The organism is Luteolibacter rhizosphaerae, assembly GCF_025950095.1.
Lineage (GTDB): Bacteria > Verrucomicrobiota > Verrucomicrobiia > Verrucomicrobiales > Akkermansiaceae > Haloferula > Haloferula rhizosphaerae.
Map to the genome: position 1 here is coordinate 672,410 of NZ_JAPDDR010000001.1, position 15,678 is coordinate 688,087.

The 15,678-nt window shown below is 62.9% G+C and carries 9 protein-coding genes; 3 read left to right on the forward strand and 6 right to left on the reverse strand.

Features of this window, described 5'->3' with window-relative positions; all coding sequences use genetic code 11:
* Positions 1 to 836: 836 nt before the first annotated feature.
* The 5 genes from OJ996_RS02695 to OJ996_RS02715 form a co-directional block, all read right to left on the reverse strand.
* On the reverse strand, positions 837 to 2,144 hold the full coding sequence (locus tag OJ996_RS02695; protein WP_264510875.1) for a UDP-glucose dehydrogenase family protein: 1,308 nt from the start codon (positions 2,142 to 2,144) through the stop codon (positions 837 to 839).
* A gap of 86 nt (positions 2,145 to 2,230) precedes the next feature.
* Positions 2,231 to 3,013: a sulfite exporter TauE/SafE family protein gene (locus OJ996_RS02700; protein ID WP_264510877.1), complete on the reverse strand. Its 783-nt coding sequence runs from the start codon at positions 3,011 to 3,013 to the stop codon at positions 2,231 to 2,233.
* Between the two features lie 71 nt (positions 3,014 to 3,084).
* Positions 3,085 to 5,802 (reverse strand): FG-GAP repeat domain-containing protein, encoded by a 2,718-nt coding sequence (locus OJ996_RS02705; RefSeq protein WP_264510879.1) that lies wholly within the window; start codon positions 5,800 to 5,802, stop codon positions 3,085 to 3,087.
* 108 nt (positions 5,803 to 5,910) lie between these two features.
* Positions 5,911 to 7,080 carry a serine hydrolase domain-containing protein gene (locus OJ996_RS02710; RefSeq protein WP_264510881.1) on the reverse strand — a complete coding sequence of 390 codons (1,170 nt, stop codon included), beginning with the start codon at positions 7,078 to 7,080 and terminating at the stop codon, positions 5,911 to 5,913.
* Between the two features lie 72 nt (positions 7,081 to 7,152).
* On the reverse strand, positions 7,153 to 9,966 hold the full coding sequence (locus tag OJ996_RS02715) for a hypothetical protein (protein ID WP_264510883.1): 2,814 nt from the start codon (positions 9,964 to 9,966) through the stop codon (positions 7,153 to 7,155).
* A gap of 116 nt (positions 9,967 to 10,082) precedes the next feature.
* Between OJ996_RS02715 and OJ996_RS02720 the strand changes: the two genes are divergently transcribed.
* Positions 10,083 to 11,492 (forward strand): sulfatase family protein, encoded by a 1,410-nt coding sequence (locus OJ996_RS02720; RefSeq protein ID WP_425605537.1) that lies wholly within the window; start codon positions 10,083 to 10,085, stop codon positions 11,490 to 11,492.
* Between the two features lie 72 nt (positions 11,493 to 11,564).
* Complete coding sequence (locus OJ996_RS02725; protein ID WP_264510886.1) at positions 11,565 to 12,263, forward strand: MOSC domain-containing protein; 699 nt, start codon at positions 11,565 to 11,567, stop codon at positions 12,261 to 12,263.
* Positions 12,264 to 12,267: 4 nt separating this feature from the next.
* Here the strand turns inward: OJ996_RS02725 and OJ996_RS02730 are convergent, their stop codons facing one another.
* Positions 12,268 to 13,179, reverse strand: a complete 912-nt coding sequence (locus tag OJ996_RS02730) for a hypothetical protein (protein ID WP_264510888.1) — start codon at positions 13,177 to 13,179, stop codon at positions 12,268 to 12,270.
* A 191-nt stretch (positions 13,180 to 13,370) separates the two neighbouring features.
* On the opposite strand from OJ996_RS02730, the gene OJ996_RS02735 reads away from it, so the two are divergent.
* A complete protein-coding gene (locus OJ996_RS02735; protein WP_264510890.1) occupies positions 13,371 to 15,659 on the forward strand; it encodes a hypothetical protein in 2,289 nt (762 codons plus the stop codon).
* The last annotated feature ends 19 nt before the right edge of the window (positions 15,660 to 15,678 follow it).

The window sequence follows — 15,678 nt, forward strand, 5'->3', positions numbered from 1 at the left end:
GCTATCGGTTGCCAGATCCGGCTGGTCCGTTTGGAGCGCTGCTTCCGCTCGCAGCGCCAGTGCTGCGTGAATGCTCTCGCAGCGATAGGCGAGACGATCACGAACGAGGTCGGTGACCAAGGGAGTGGTATCAGCCAATTGTCGCCGGAGATTTGGCAAGGCCGAGAGATCATGGCGGAGGCGTGAGAGTGTTGCGCCATGCCTGCTCTCGAATTCGGCCAAGAAACTTGCCGGATCCCGACCGTAGCCATCGGCCTTCTTCAGTAGCCGGAAGTCCGCCGAGCCGACCGATGGAAGAGGGTGCGGAGGACCTATGATCTCCAAGCTTCCCTTCGGCTGTTTCGGTTTGCGGTGCTTGGAAGCGCTCCGTGCGATCTTGGGCTCGCTCCAAGGTGTGTCCCACTGGGGGCCGATGAAGGATCTCAAAGAAGCAAGCCGGGCATCGCGTCCTTGGATGGGAGGCCTAGCCATCGCAGCTTCCCACTCTTGAAGGATGCCGTGCAGAGCAGCGTTGAGCTGCTGCGGGGGCATGTCCGATTCAAGTTCTTCACGACTGATCGGGATGCCCTCCGTCCGCGCTTCTTCCAAAGCCCTACGCAATTCCTTTGCGCCCCGGCGGTTCGCAGCAGAGATGCCAGCTGCCAACAAGGCGAGCAGGGCCGCGACGCAGTATGCGACAACGCGAAACCGTTTTCTCCGGAGCAAATGTTTCATGCCAGGAAGCCGCATGAGGCGGGCATCAGATAAAATGCCCGAGCGATGCCGGCTGACGAAAGAAAAAAGAGGCGCGAGCTGATGCCCGCGCCTCCTTGTTCAAGACTTGTCTTGGATCGGGCTTAGCGACCGATCGAGTGGTATTCGAGACCGGCGGCCTTGGCGTCCTTCGGGTCGATGAGGTTGCGGCCGTCGAAGACGAGGGGGGTGCGAAGGCGCTTTTTGATTTCGGCGAGGTCGGCCTTGGCGAAGGCGGGCCATTCGGTGCCGATGACGAGGGCGTCCGCGCCATCAAGGGTGGCATACATGTCCTCGTGATAGGTGATATCGCCGGTGAGCTCGCCGAACTTCTGGGCGGTGCCGAGAGCCTCCGGATCGGTGGCGGCGACGACGGCGCCTTCCTTGAGCATCTTCTGGCAGAGCTTGATGGCGACGGACTCGCGGACGTCATCGGTGTTCTGCTTGAAGGCGAGGCCCCAGAGGGCGATCTTCTTCTCGCGGAAGACCCAGAGTTTTTCGCGGATCTTGTTGAGGAAGCGCTCGAGCTGGTGGGCGTTGATGCTTTCCACTTCCTTGAGCAGACCGAAGGGTTGGCCGAGGGTCTCGGAGATGTGGATGAAGGCCTTGATGTCCTTCGGGAAGCAGGAGCCGCCGTAGCCGAGGCCGGCATTCAGGAAGGCGCGGCCGATGCGCTTGTCCATGCCGATGCCTTCGGCGACCTTCTCGACGTCGGCGCCGGAGGCTTCGCAGATGTTGGCGACGGCATTGATGTAGGAGATCTTGAGGGCCAGGAAGGAGTTGGCGGCGTGCTTGATCAGCTCGGCGGAGTTGATGTCGGTGACGAGCACTGGAGCCACGAAGGGCTCATAAATCTTCTGCATGTAGGCCAGCGCGCGGTCGTCGTTCGAGCCGATGACGACGCGGTCCGGGTGGAGCAGGTCATCGACGGCGCAGCCTTCGCGCAGGAACTCGGGATTCGACACCACGCCGAACTCGACACCCGGAGGGGCGTAGCGGCGGACGGTCTGCTCGACCTTGTCGCCGGTCTTCACGGGCACGGTGGACTTGTCGACGATGACGCGGTAGCCGAGCTCCGGAGTGAGGCACTGGGCGATCTCGCGGGCGACTTTCTCGATGAAGGAGAGGTCCACGGAGCCATCCGGCTGGGGCGGGGTGGGAACGGCGATGAAAATGACATCGCTGTTCTTCACGCCTTCCTCGGTGGAGGTGGTGAATTTCAGGCGACCGGCGGCCACGTTGGACTTCACCAGTTCTTCAAGGCCCGGCTCGTAGATCGGCACTTTGCCGGCGAGGAGGGTGGCGACTTTCTCCGGATTGTTGTCAACGCAGGTGACCTCATGGCCGACCTCGGCAAAGCACGTTCCGGAGGTAAGACCGACATAGCCGGTCCCGATGATGCTGATCTTCATGGATGTAGGGGGGGTAGGGTGGACGGGCGTCGTCTAGCAGCCTTTGGCGAACGGCGCAAGTCCCGCGAAAGCGTAATTCGGGCCGATTATGCTGCGATTTGCCCCCAAAAGAGCTTTCCGGCGATTCCGAGTCCGATGACGGCCACAATTATTCTCACGGCGGTGGCGGGGATGCGCTGGGCGAAATGGGCGCCGAGGAAGTAGCCGGGGATGGAACCGAGCACCAGCCAGCCGGCGAGGCGCCAATCGACGCTGCCGCGGGAGATGAACCAGACGACGGAGGCGACATTGCAGACGACGGCGAGGAGGGCCTTCAGGGCATTGATGCGGTTGACCTCGCGCAGGCCGAGCAGGCTGAGACCGGCCATCATCATGATGCCGATGCCAGCGCCGAAGTAGCCGCCGTAGACGGCGACGAGTGATTGGAAGACGATGCCCCAAGGGCGGGGGCGCTCCGGCTCCTTTTCATCGGCGTGCTCGCCGCGCTTCTTCTTGAGCCAGCGCTGGATCGGGGCATTCAGCAAGAAGAGCAGGGTGGCCATGAGCAGGAGCCAGGGGACGACCCGCTCGAAGACGGAAGGCGGGAGGGCGAGGAGCAGGACGCCGCCGCCGAGGCCGCCGAGGAAGCTGACGATGGCGAGGGGAAGGATCCACGACTTCACCTCCACGAGGCGCTTGCGGAAGGCCCAGACGCTGCCGGGCATGCCGAGGAAGAGGGCGACGGTGGAGGTGGTATTCGCCAGGACCGGCGAGAGACCGGCCGCCATGAGGGCGGGGAAGGTGAGCATGGTGCCACCGCCGGCGACGGCATTCATCACCGCGGCGAAGAAGCCGGCGGCGAGGACGAGCCATTCGTGGTGGGTGGGCACGGGGGGAAGTAGCGAGTAGCAAGTAGCGGTAGCGAGGGAAAAAGAGGGAGAGGTGGCGGGGAGCGCAGGGGTCAGGGAGCCGGCTGCCAAGTCACGTGGAAGCGGAAGTAGAGCCTCGGCACCTCCTCGTCGATGGACACCGGAATGCCCCACTGGAGAATCTCCCACTCCGGATGCAGGGAATCGACCATGATCCGGGCCGCTTCTTCCACCGGCTGCCAAGTCTTCAAATCCGGAGAGCTCTGGAGGATAACCTCGACCGCGGAACCGTCGGTCAGGCGTGGCCGAGGAAACCGTGCGGTCAACCGGTAGTGGTCCGTCACATCGATGGCCGCCGTGAAAGGGGCGGTGCTGCCTGCCGTTGCATGCATCCCGCCGGCGTAGGCGAGGATATTGGCAACTCCATCATGATCGGCGTCCGCATCGGGGCTACGATCCTCCGGCGGCAATGTGGCGGCCCATTCGTCATATCCCGGCAGAGCGGGGATGCTATCGTGCGTGAAGATCTCGATGCTACCGGTCTTCTCGGAGGCGACCACCAGGTCCACGAGTCCGTCGCCATCGTGGTCTGCGGCGAGGATCTGACTGGCGATGCCGATGGTCCGGCCGAGTGTCACCGGCCGGGCAAAGGTTCCATCGCCTTGAGAACGATAGAAGTGGAGTTCGAGGCCGCCGCAGATCAAGTCGTCCAAGCCGTCCTGGTCGAAGTCCGTCACGGTCACGGCGTCTCCTTCGGCCAATACGGTGGGAGCCAATGCCGATACATCACCACCGGTGCCCTTCAATATCCGGGCGGTGATGCCCAGGTGGCCCTGTTGGCAGAAGGCGAGCATTTGGAAAGGTTCCCCGGAGCTGAGGAAGCTACCCTTGAGCAGATGGCTGGGAATGCCATCAGAGGCAAGGTCAGGGCCGAAGGGTTCGATGGAGAATCCGGCAGCACCAAGATTCCTGTGCAGGGCGAGGCGATTTCCCAAGGCAGACGGCGCGGTGATGATGTCGATGTCAGCATCGCCATCCGCATCCGTGGTCAAGACCTGGTCCTGAGTGAGCCAGCGATAATGGCCGGCAACTCCGTCTTGCGGCGGAATCCAAGTGCGTCCCGCGACCGAGATGGACTCCGCGGCGGACAGGGTGCCACCGGCCGAGTTTCGTGACCACGCGAGCGTTTCATCCGGACGGCGGATGAACAAGGGATCGAGATCGCCATCGCCATCGAAGTCTGCGGCGCCGAGCACGCGACTGGGAACATTGGTGCTGCCCGTGCCGGACCAATCGATTCCCGAGCGTTTGCGGAAGAATATCTCGGGCCAGCCGGGCTCTTGATTGATCGTTTCCACGACGGCCACTCCATTCTGGCTAGCTCCCAGCGGGTCGGCCACGCCATCACCGGTGAAGTCGGCAAGGAGCAGGCTGTCCGCGCCCCAGAACTCCCGTGACCACGGACGATATTCGTTCACCGCCGGGAGCAGAGGCCCGAGGTAAGCTTCCAATTCCAAGCTGTCCGCACCCATCACGACGAGGTCCGGAAGCGAGTCCTTGTCCAGCTTCGCCGAGCCAATTCGGCCGGGGGTATTCTTGATGGGAACGTTCCTGTCGGTGGCATATCCCGTGAAAAGCGGAGACAGGCGTACCGCTGGCTGCAATCCATGGCCCGGGTGCCAGAGATCGAAGCCGACGAAGTAGCGCAAGCACATGAGCGATCCACTATGAAGTGCGAGCAGGGAGCGTCCCAAGCTGGGCACGCGGACCTCGCTGAGTCCGATCAAGGGACGTGCCGATTCGGGGAGGTTCACCAAGCTTGAAGCCGCTGCGGTGGAGCTGCTGCGAAGCACCTGCAGGCGCTTCTCGCCGGGTGAGCAAACGTAGAGCTCTTGGCGTCCATCGTTGTCCGCATCCAAGACTGCCTGCTCCGGCGGATAGGCGGGAAAGGGGGAGCCGGAGCCGAGCGAGGAGACCTCGGTCCAAGCACCGGAACTGAGGCTGAAGACGGGATAATGAACCGTGCCTTGGATCGGGTTGTGCTCGATGCCGAAGAGTTCCGGCGGTGCTTCTCCATCGAGTTCCACGAGGGTGCCAAACTTGTGAGTGTCTGCCACGAAACTTATGGTGCGGTCCTGTCCGGCGACATAGATACGCACGGTGCCGCCATGGAAGCTGCCATCTCCGGAAACCAAGGTGGGAGAGCCTCCAGCTGTCCAAGGAGGACCAACCCGTGTGGCTCGTGAGTCCTCCGGCAACCCGACCAGAAGCGGAGTGGCGGTGGTGAATGAGAAGATGATGCTGGCGCTACGAAGGCCCGGCTCCTCCGGAAGGAATAGATCGGGGCTGCCATCGCGGTCCAAATCAGCGAGGACAGGGGGATAGGAGCCTTGGATCACTCCGGACGGCAATTCCCGGTCGATATCCGGAGCGGCAGCGGTGAGGCCCGGGCGGCTCCGAGACTTCCAAACCCGGAGCCGGGTGCCATCGACCAAGATCAGGTCTGACTTCGCATCGCCATCCGTGTCTGCCGAGAAGCTGACCGCGGCGTGGTCCAGTCCGGAAGCGAGGGCGGTGCCTTCTCCGATATACATCCCCGGGAAGTCCACGCTGCCGAGATAGAGGCGCGACTTGACGCTATCCACCCCGGCTACCTCTTCCTTGCCGTCGCCATTCCAGTCGAAGAAAACGAAGCTGGAGTAGTTAACGGAATCGGTGATGTCCGTGCCCGGGCCGAGGATGTCGAGGGTGCCTGCCGAGGCATGACCCGCGGCGGCGAGAGAGAGAAGGGCAAGGGTGGGGCGGAGCATGCGCGCGGCCCATAGCACGACCGGGCGGGCGCGTCCAATGCTGTTGGAGATTCTGGTGTGGTGCGGAATTCTGCGCTTGAGCGACTGCACGGGCACGACGGCAGGAGTTTACTCCGCGCTGCCAAGGGCTTCGGCGGCCTTCTCGAGGAAGGCATCGCGGGCCTGCCATTGGTCGCCGCTGGTGCATTGGACCATGAAGATGGCGATCATGCCGGTGACGGGGTTGACGGAGAGGTCGGTGCCGTAGGCTCCGTCGTGGCCGAACATGCCGTTCCGGAGATGATAGCCGAGGCTGTAGTTCACCTTGGTGGTGCCCGTTTGCTCCTTGCGGAGTTCATCCATGGCGGCGGGGGAGAGATAGCGTTTGCCCGCGAGCTCGCCGTTATTTGCGAGCATCAAGCCGTAGCGGAGGATATCTCCGGTGGTGGAGAAGAGGCCGCCGCCGGGCTCCGGGAAGCGGCGGGCGCGATCGCTGTAAGGTTTGGTGAGGAACCAAATGTCGCCGCGGACACAAGCGGAGCCGTCCTGGTTCGGGCCATAGGCGCCGGCAAGGCGGGTGAGCCGGGCCTCGCTGGGCCAGAAGCCGGTGTCCTTCATGCCGAGGGGATCAAAGAAGCGCTGCTGGAGGAAATCCTCGTAGGACATGCCGCTGACGATCTCGACGATGCGCGCGGCGATGTTCATGCCTTGGTTGCCGTAGGCGTAGCGTTGGCCCGGCTGGGACTGGAGCGGACCGGTGACGGAGGGGATGGAACGGGCCTTGATGGAGGTGGTATCGGCACCGGCGAGATGTTGGAGCTCGGCGAGGGGCTCGAGCCCGGCAGTGTGGCTGAGAAGATGCCGGAGCGTGACAGGTGTTGTTAGAGGCTTCAGCAGGGTGTGCTTGGCATCCTGCTCGGTCACGACCCGCCAGCGGTCGAACTCGGGGATGAACTTGGTGGCAGGGTCGTCGAGGGCGAGCTTGCCTTCATCGACGAGCATCATGATGGAGGCCCCGACGAACATCTTGGACATGGAGGCGACCCAGAAAAGGTTGTCCTCGGTCAGAGGCTTGCGGGCCTCGACATCGGCGTATCCGGCGGTGTTCCGGTAGCGGATCGTGCCTTCGCGATCGGCGACGATGCCGATGAAGCCGGCGAGCTTGTGGGTGGTGAGATAGGGCTCGAGAGCGGTGGCGACGGCGGGGTTGGGAGGGGACTGAGGCTCTGCCCCATGGCTGGAGAGAACCACGAGGATCTGCGCGAGAGCGGCGATCCCGACAGTGCGGAGAGACGTCATCGCCGATCTACCGAGAGAGCGGCCGGCTTGTTTCACGGAGAGGTCCGTGAATGGAGGAGCGTGCGCTTCCCATCAAGGTTGCAGGAGATCCTCCGCGAAGGGGGTCCACTTCGCTTGAAAACGAGATTCCAAGGCGATCTTCAAGCCATCGCTAGGAAGATCGCCCGAGGGGAACACCTGAAGTCGCATGCGGGTCTCACCGGATCGAAGCTGGATGTCGGGGCTTCCATCCCGGTCCTGATCCTGATGAACGACATCTCCCGGATCGCCAAATTCGCCGTTGCCATTTGCGTCGACATAGACCGGCCGGTTTTCCGCATCGTAAAGTTCGACCCGGGCCGGGATGGAACAGATTGCGCGGATTGGAGCGCTTCCGTCATCAGCGGCCGGGCTTTGGTAGTGGTGGTGAACCGGCACCCCGTAGAATGCATTCCGCTTGAACACTCCCGCGTCCACAACAGCGGCAGCGACTGCGGCCTCGGTGTCCTCGATGGTCCACACCGAAATCTGATCCTTCTGTCCCGGCGAACTCCAGATCACGGAGAGTTCTCCCGGGGCGAATTGGTCCGGAGGCGAAGTGAGGTCGATCACAGCGAAGCTACCGGCTTCGACCCTGACATTGGCAAGTTGGTTCGTGCCGGTCTTTCCCAAGAGCACTGTCGCTTCCCCGCTGGCCTGCTTCCATGCGGCATCCACGGGTAGGCCGGAAAACGAAAGAGTGCCTTCGACTGCCTGGGCGAAGGGATTCGAGAGAGTGAGTCGCCCGCGCAGCGGCCTGCCTTTCACCGGAACCATGGACGCGTTCAGAGGCTGAAGGTCGACGAGAAGAGACTTCGGGGCGGCCACCGGCTTGGAGGCGGCGCGTTGCTTCAAGATCCCGGCGATCTCCGCCTGCACGCGCGGTGGAAGGCGGTCCTTGGCATCACCGAGCCGGGTCGCTTCATCGGCTGAGGAAGCGGAAGCCGGGGCATCCCCGCACTTCGAGAGCAGGACCGAAAGCCGTGCGAGTTCCTGCGGGAGTTGGACGAAAAGGTCGAAGCTCCGCATCAGGCGTACCGCTTCGCGGCGCATGGCGAGCGCTTCGGGCAAGCGTCCGTTGTTTGTCAGAAAGTCGGCATAGAGCGAGTAGAGAGCGGCCTCATCCAGCTTGCGGCCCCAATCGCGGGTGAGTTCGAGGATCGCGAGTAGCTCTTCTTCGACACCCTCGATTTTTCCGGAACGGATCTGTGTTTTGAGTATGGCGAGGCGGGCGGGGTGGCTGCCATCATCGGCGAGACGCTTGAGGATCTCATTGCATTCTGCGTCGCGGCCGAGTTGTGCGAGACATTTTGCCTTGGTGATCTCCACCGCTTCCCACGCCCGGCGATGGCAGAAGGGATTTTCCTTGGTGGCTTTATGGATTTCGTCGAGTTCCTCCAGCATACGGGGATCGGCTTGGCCGAGTTCCAGTCGGATCGAGATTCTGTTCCCCCGCGCCGCGAGCTTGCTGCGGTTCTGGTAGATATCGGGCCAATCGTGGGAGAGAGCGGTTTCATATTGTGCATCGGCCAGTTCCAGGAGGCCGAGATCGAAGAGGGCGTCGGCGATCCCGATCTGACTGCCGTACCAAGAGCCTTCGGGTTCGAAGATTTTCTCGCGCATGCGTTCCGCCCAAGCGCGGACCCAGAGGTTCCGCTCGATCGCCGTGCGCCACTCACCGCCCATCAGTTCGAGGGCGGCAAGATTGTGCATGCACGCGCCAAAGGCATTCGGCATTTCGCGACGGGTGCCGATCATGCCGTTGGGTGCCACGTAGGATGCCCCTTGCAGACCCGCGACGGGAAACTCCCGCATCCTCACATCGGGAAGGGATGCGAAGGCCGGGCCGGAGTCTGGATAGGACGTGGGATCAAGCGACAACTTGCGGCGCTCCATTTGCCCGTGGAATGGAATCAGCGTTGAACGTGCGCTGCCGTATCGATAGACGTTCATCAAGGAGGTCGCTCCATTTGAGCCGAGCTGGACGGCGAGATCGGTGGCATCGAATTCCAGACAGCGCTCTTGGAGCCAGAGGTTGAGTGCTGCCGCCCATTCGCGTTCCGAGCGGCCGCTGCCGGTTTGCGCTTCCCGCCAGATCGTCACCCAGAAATCCTGGAAGGGTGCTCCGGCGTCGATATTCCGGCGCAGGCCGAGGTCGAGTTCTTCGAGTGCGGGAGCGATGCCCTTCTCCTTGAAGGTCTTCATCCCGGCAGCTAGGAGATCCTTGGGAGGGACCGGTTTGAGATCGGGCGACTTGCGGAAGCATTCGAGCGGACCGATGTCCGGATAGCCGCTCGGGAGCATCCCGAATTCCGCGATACCGCGTTTGGAGCCGACCGTCAGAGCGAAGCGCAACTCGCGGGTTTGGGGAGTGGGGTAGGAGAACCAAACGATATAGCGAGAGGATGGCTTGAGGAGCTCGCCATCGAAAGTTTGCTGGACCATGGATCCGCAGCCGGGAAAGAGTTCGCGGAAACGGGGATAGAAGCGCGCTCCCTGACGAGAGGTCACGAGCCGGAACTCCTCCTCCTGAGCTTGCTCCGGAACGATATACCAGTGGAAGTCCGGCTGGGCGGAGAAATCGCCCGGCATGCCGAACATCCAGAACACATGGCCTTCATGCCACTCCGGGGTGGTGAAGCGAAAACCGGTGAAGTAGCGGTCCTTCCATTTTAGCTGGGATTTGATGGGCGGCATGGTGTGGACACGCGCGAAGGGGATCTTGTCGCGACCGAATCCAACCATGGGGAAGCTCTCCCGGTTCTCCCGCAGCCAGCTTTCGAAATGGGCCCTATTATCCTGCGCGGAGGCGAAACCGCTGCAGAGGATGCAGATGAAAGCCGCGAGGCGATGAAAGGGAATGGGCATGATGGGATGAAGCCCAAAGCGGCTGACCGGGGCAAGACCAACTAATTTCATCGGGGAAATGCAGGAAATCAGTGGCACGCTTTCCCTTCCGACGAAATCACTGCATGTAGCTCCTTATGAAAGTTAGAATCCTCGCGTCGTTTCTCATGCTCGTTCCCCCACTCTCCGCGGTGGAGCGGCGGCCGAATGTCGTGGTGGTGTTGATCGACGACATGGGTTGGGGGGACTTCTCCTGCTTCGGGAATACGGAGGCGAAGACGCCGAACATCGACCGGCTGGCGAGCGAGGGGCTGAGGTTCCGGCAATTCTATGTGAACTCGCCGATCTGCTCGCCTTCGCGTTGCGCGCTGACGACGGGGCAGTATCCGCAGCGCTGGAAGATCACGTCCTTCCTGAACAACCGCGCGGACAACGAGCGGCGCGGGATGGCGCAGTGGCTGGATCCGAAGGCTCCGACGCTGGCGAGATCGCTGAAGGCGGCGGGCTATGCGACCGGTCACTTCGGCAAGTGGCACTTGGGCGGCCAGCGGGACGTGGCCGAGGCACCGGCGATCACGGAGTATGGCTTCGATGTGAGTCTGACGAACTTCGAGGGAATGGGGCCGAAGCTGCTGCCGCTGACGCTGAAGCCGGGCGAGACGACGCCGGGGAAGATCTGGGAGGATGCGGAGCGTCTGGGAGGACCGGTGACTTGGATGCAGCGCTCGAAGATCACGACCGGATTCGTCGATGCGGCGATCCCGTTCATCGACAAGGCGGCGGAGGCGAAGAAGCCTTTCTTCATCAACCTGTGGCCGGACGATGTGCACTCGCCCTTCTGGCCGCCGGTGAACCAATGGGTGGAGGGGAAGCGCGGGATGTATCTCTCGGTGCTGAAGGAAATGGACCGGCAATTGGGCAAGCTCTTCGACCACATCCGGGCCACGCCGGAGCTGAGGGACAACACGCTGATCATCGTGCTCTCCGACAACGGGCCGGAGCCGGGTGCGGGGAAGGCGGGAGAATTCCGCGGAGCGAAGGGAACCCTGCTGGAAGGCGGGGTGCGTTCGCCGCTGGTGGTGTGGGGCCCGGGTTGGACGGAGAAGGCGAAGGCGGGGAGTGCGAACGATGCTTCCGTGTTTGCGGCCTTCGATCTCGCGCCCTCGCTCTTGAAGATCGCGGCGGTGGAAGCACCGGAGGTGAAGTTCGACGGAGAGGATGTTTCGCCGACGCTGTTAGGGAAATCGCAGGACTCGCGGAAGGGTGCGATCTACTGGCGGCGCCCGCCGGACCGGAAGAATGCGAACGGGCCGAAGCCGGATCTGGCGGTGCGGGAGGGCAAGTGGAAGCTGCTCTGCGAGTATGATGGCACGAAGACGCGCCTGTTCGACGTGGTGGCGGATCCGGGTGAGGCGAAGAATCTGGCAGGCGAGGAGAAAGGGACGGCGGAGCGTCTGGCGAAGGCTGCGGTGGCGTGGCACCAATCGATGCCAGCGGACAAGGGGCCGGAGCTGGGACGTGAGGCGCCGAAGAAGAAGGCGCGTTAGATCCGATGATGATACGGGTGGGTACCAAAAGGTGCCCGCTTGACCCCCGGCGCGGGCTTGAGAGAATGCGGCATGCTGATCTTGGCGCTCCATACGGCACCCGCATGCGAGGTGGCATCCCAAGGTAGCGGCGAGTGGTGGGACAAGGAGTGGCGGACCGGCTTTCACAAGCAGGCGCAGGAGGGCCCGCGTTGGCTCGGCTATCAGGGCTTCCGCGGGGACGAGGTGGCGGACACCCGCTATCATGGCGGCGTGGACAAGGCGGTCTGCGTGTATGCCAGCGAGCATTTGGACTACTGGCGTGCGCTCCCGGGATTGGGCGAGATGGCGAGCGGTGCCTTCGGCGAGAATCTCAGTACGCAAGGACTGACGGAGGAGGAGGCCTGCATCGGTGATATCTATCAGATAGGCGAGGCGCTGGTGCAGGTATCGCAGCCGCGGCAGCCGTGCTGGAAGCTGGCGCGGCGCTGGCGGGTGAAGGATCTGGCGGCGCAGGTGGAGCGGAACGGCAAGACGGGTTTCTACTTCCGCGTGCTGCAGCACGGGCATGTCTCGGCAGGCGACGGCATCGAGCTGCGCGAGCGGGTTTGGCCGCAGTGGAGCATCGCGCGGAGCAACGCGATCATGCATCACGGCGAAGGTGGTGCCGAAGCTGCGCGGGAGCTTTCGGAGTGTCCGCTGCTCTCCGGGAGCTGGAAGGACGGGCTGTGGATGATGTCCCAATCGGCGAGGAGAAAGGATACCTCCACGCGCACGAACCAGCCTTCGTAGGCGGCTACTTCGGCGCGGTGATGAGCGGCTTCTGACCGGGCTTCTTGGTCAGGGTGACCGGGACCTCGCGGACTTCGGACCAGTATTTGATGATGACCTTCACGGGGCCGTTGGCTTTCGCGACTTCGACCGAGTCGGTGTAGTCCTTGTCACCGGCGACGATGGTTTGGCTGATGATGCGGGGATCATCCTCGGCGACGACGACGGCGTATTCCTCGATTTTCTTGCCGGCATCGACAGGCTTGCCGAAGGGAGAGTCGGAAGGTTTCGGGCGACCGATGAGGGCCACGCGGAAGGGGCCGAGCTCTTGGAACTTGCGGTCGCTCATCCCGGTGGGCAGATCGAAGGTCGCGGTGAGTTCCTTCGGCGTGCCGCCCTGCTGCATGTAGAGGGTGGCTTGGAGATCGGTCTTGTCGATCGAGCGTTCGTCGAGCTTGGCCGGATCGATCTTGGCGCGGATGACGAGATTGCTGCTCTTGAGCGGGACTTCGCGGGCGAAGGGATCCTGCGAGATGCCGCCGGACCAATCGGTGGCGACGATGGTGCTGGCACCCAAGATGAAGCGCTTCACTTCCACCGGGGTCTCCGCGGCTCCGATGAAGCCCGGGGCGGCGACATCGAAGGAGAAGCTGATGTTAGAGTCGTCGAGATCCGACTTGAGATAGCGGGTTTCAAAGCGCGGCCGCCACTTGCGGGCGCGGGCTTGATCGGCGGTGGAGAGATCGGAGAGAGCCAGGCTGATTTCCTTGGCGGCCCGGGTCTTGAAGTGGACCAAGGTATCGGTGCCGCTGCCGCTGAATCCGGAGATTTCCATCTCGGCGGTCTTACCGTCCTTGTTGGTCCATTTCTCGAAGGCCGCGTGGGAAGGGTATAGGCTTGCGAGGAGAAGAAGGGAGGCGAGGGCGGGGCGCTTCATGGACGATCCGGGTGCATAGCGGGCGCTTCCGGCCCGGCAAGCTTCATCCGCGGGAAGGGACGGGAGAATGTCTTTGGAGAGCTTCTAGTCCGCCTCGGCGGCGGGGTCGGTTTCACCACCTTCCGGTGTATTTACCAGCTCCGGGGAGGAAGGGCAGGGTGCGGTGGCTGCCTCATCCCATGACCCTTCCCATGAGAAATATCCTGAGATTGTTATTAGTGCTGATGTTGCCGGTGGGCGCGCTGGCGGCGGATGGTTTCGAAGCGAGCTCCGCCTACTTCGATAGCCAGGGGCGATACACCGTGGAGGTCGACGTGCCACCGGGTTCGCGCCACGCGGTTCTGGAATCACATGTCCAAGGGCCGCCGATGAGGTGGAAGAACTTGGTCGCAGGTGCCTTGGATGGTCGCGCGGCACGGGTGATCTTCCGGGTGCAGGCGGGATTCAGCACGAAGGAGATCCTGCGGGTGAGGACGGGGCCGGAAACGACGGTGCCCGCGGCGCAGTTGAGCGATCCCACGCTCTACACGGTGATCTACGAGAGTGGTCTGGGCGAGCAGGTGAAGCTGGATTTCCTGCGCGACGCCTCGGCCAAGATGCGGGAGTGGGCGTCGCTGCCAAGGGCGGAGTATCAGGCGCGGCTGATCGGATGGGCGCATACCAAGCCGCTGGTGGCGGTGGCGTCGGTGTCGATGCCTGCGGACAATGTGGCGATCCGCTTCACCGACGGCGATGTCTGCGTGCTGCTGAACAAGCAGAGGGATTCCGAAACGCTTGTTCCCGAGTCTGCACCTGCCGGAACCTACCGGACGGACACGGAGCTCTCCCGCAAGTTTGCCGCGGCGGTGGAGATGAGGCGGAGGGAACGTGGGCCGGAGGCACCCTTTACCGAGAGCTTGGGCTTGCCAGCTAGCAACCGGGCGGTGACCGCGCACTCGCTCGAGGCTTTCTTTCCTGACTCCGCACCGACCATCGGGAACTGGCTCGCTTCGTCAGGCTATAGCGTGAAGAAGGTCAGCGGCACGACGGTGGATGAGGTGAAGAGCTGGTTCTCCTCGGGTTCGCTCGGAGTGCTCTTCTGGCATGTGCACGGCTGCTCCTATGAGAAGGATGGCGTGCAGAGCGTGGGGCTGGTCACGCGCCAATTCGCCAGCGTGGCGCTGAGCCAGGGTGCCTACAAGGCGATGCGCGACAGCGGCGAACTGGCGCTGGCGATCGATCGCGGGCAGACGGTGCCCTACTACGTGATCACCCCCACCTTCGTACGGAAGTACATGCGCTTCGCCGCGAATTCGCTGGTGGTTATCGACGCCTGCCATGGCACCAATGCCGAACTGGCCCAGTCCTTCATCGACTCTGGCGCGGGCTCCTACGTCAGTTGGGATTGGGAGTCAGGCAAGCGCAGCGGTGAATCCTGCCGGAAGATCTTCGACCGGATGCTGGGCATGAATCAGGAGGCACCCATCTCCACCGTGAAAGAGCGCTCGTTCTCGCAGCCGATCGTGGAGACGTGGATGTGGCAGCAAGGCTATGAATTCGACCCCAGCCCGAAGTATCCGGGGCAGACTCGCTCGAATGCACAGTTGATCTGGAAGCAACATCCGCTCACGCCGGCCTATGTGCTGAAGCCGACGATTATCCGGATCCTGAATCAGGTGGCAGGGCCGGACCAGCGTTTCAGCGCGCTGATGATCGAAGGCAACTTCGGCGAGGATCCGGGGTCCGGGCAGAGGAGTGTAATCTGGGGCGGGCAAGTCTTGCCGGTGCTGAGATGGGAGGGCGCGGACCGCATTTACGTCCGGGTGCCGAATCCGGCGCCGGTTGGCAGCGTGCAGGTCGTGGTGAGCCGCGGCTTCGTCTACGATGCCTTTAGTAATGAGGTTCCGATCACGGAGTGGACGGTGCCTTTTACCTGGAACTTCAACGAAGCGGGAAGTCTTAGCGAGAAGATGGTAATGAACGTGAAATTCCGCGCGGACTTGCGCGGCGAACGGATCTATCCGGAGGCACCGGTGGTCTATCAGAATACGAGCTTCTGGTGCATCGCCGATTGCACCGGTATGATGAGTGCCGCGGGCACCTATAGTCCGATGGAGGGCGTGACCCTGAGCTATCACGGCGGCTCCACGATGAAGTCCTTCGATCTCGTGAGCGATCACGTGCCGGAGGGACACATGCTGACGAATTCCGGAACCATGAGGGGGAACGGCAGCTTCTCCGCGTTCCATCTGCGTGCCAGCGGCGCCTATGAGCAGACCTACACTTACGTCCTGCCGGATGGAGGAACCTTTTCTCAGACGGTACCTGCCGCGAGCAGTTTCGACGGGGCCTCGTTCTTCGCGCCGCTGCCGAGTTTCAATCCGGCAACCTTCGTGCTGGGCGCGGGGAACAAGACCATCTCGGAGGGAGCCTCATCCTCCACCTTGTCTTGGCCCGCCACCAGTCCGGCAGCCATCCCGACGGCGGAGACGCCGCGCTAAGCCTGCAACATTTCGGGGG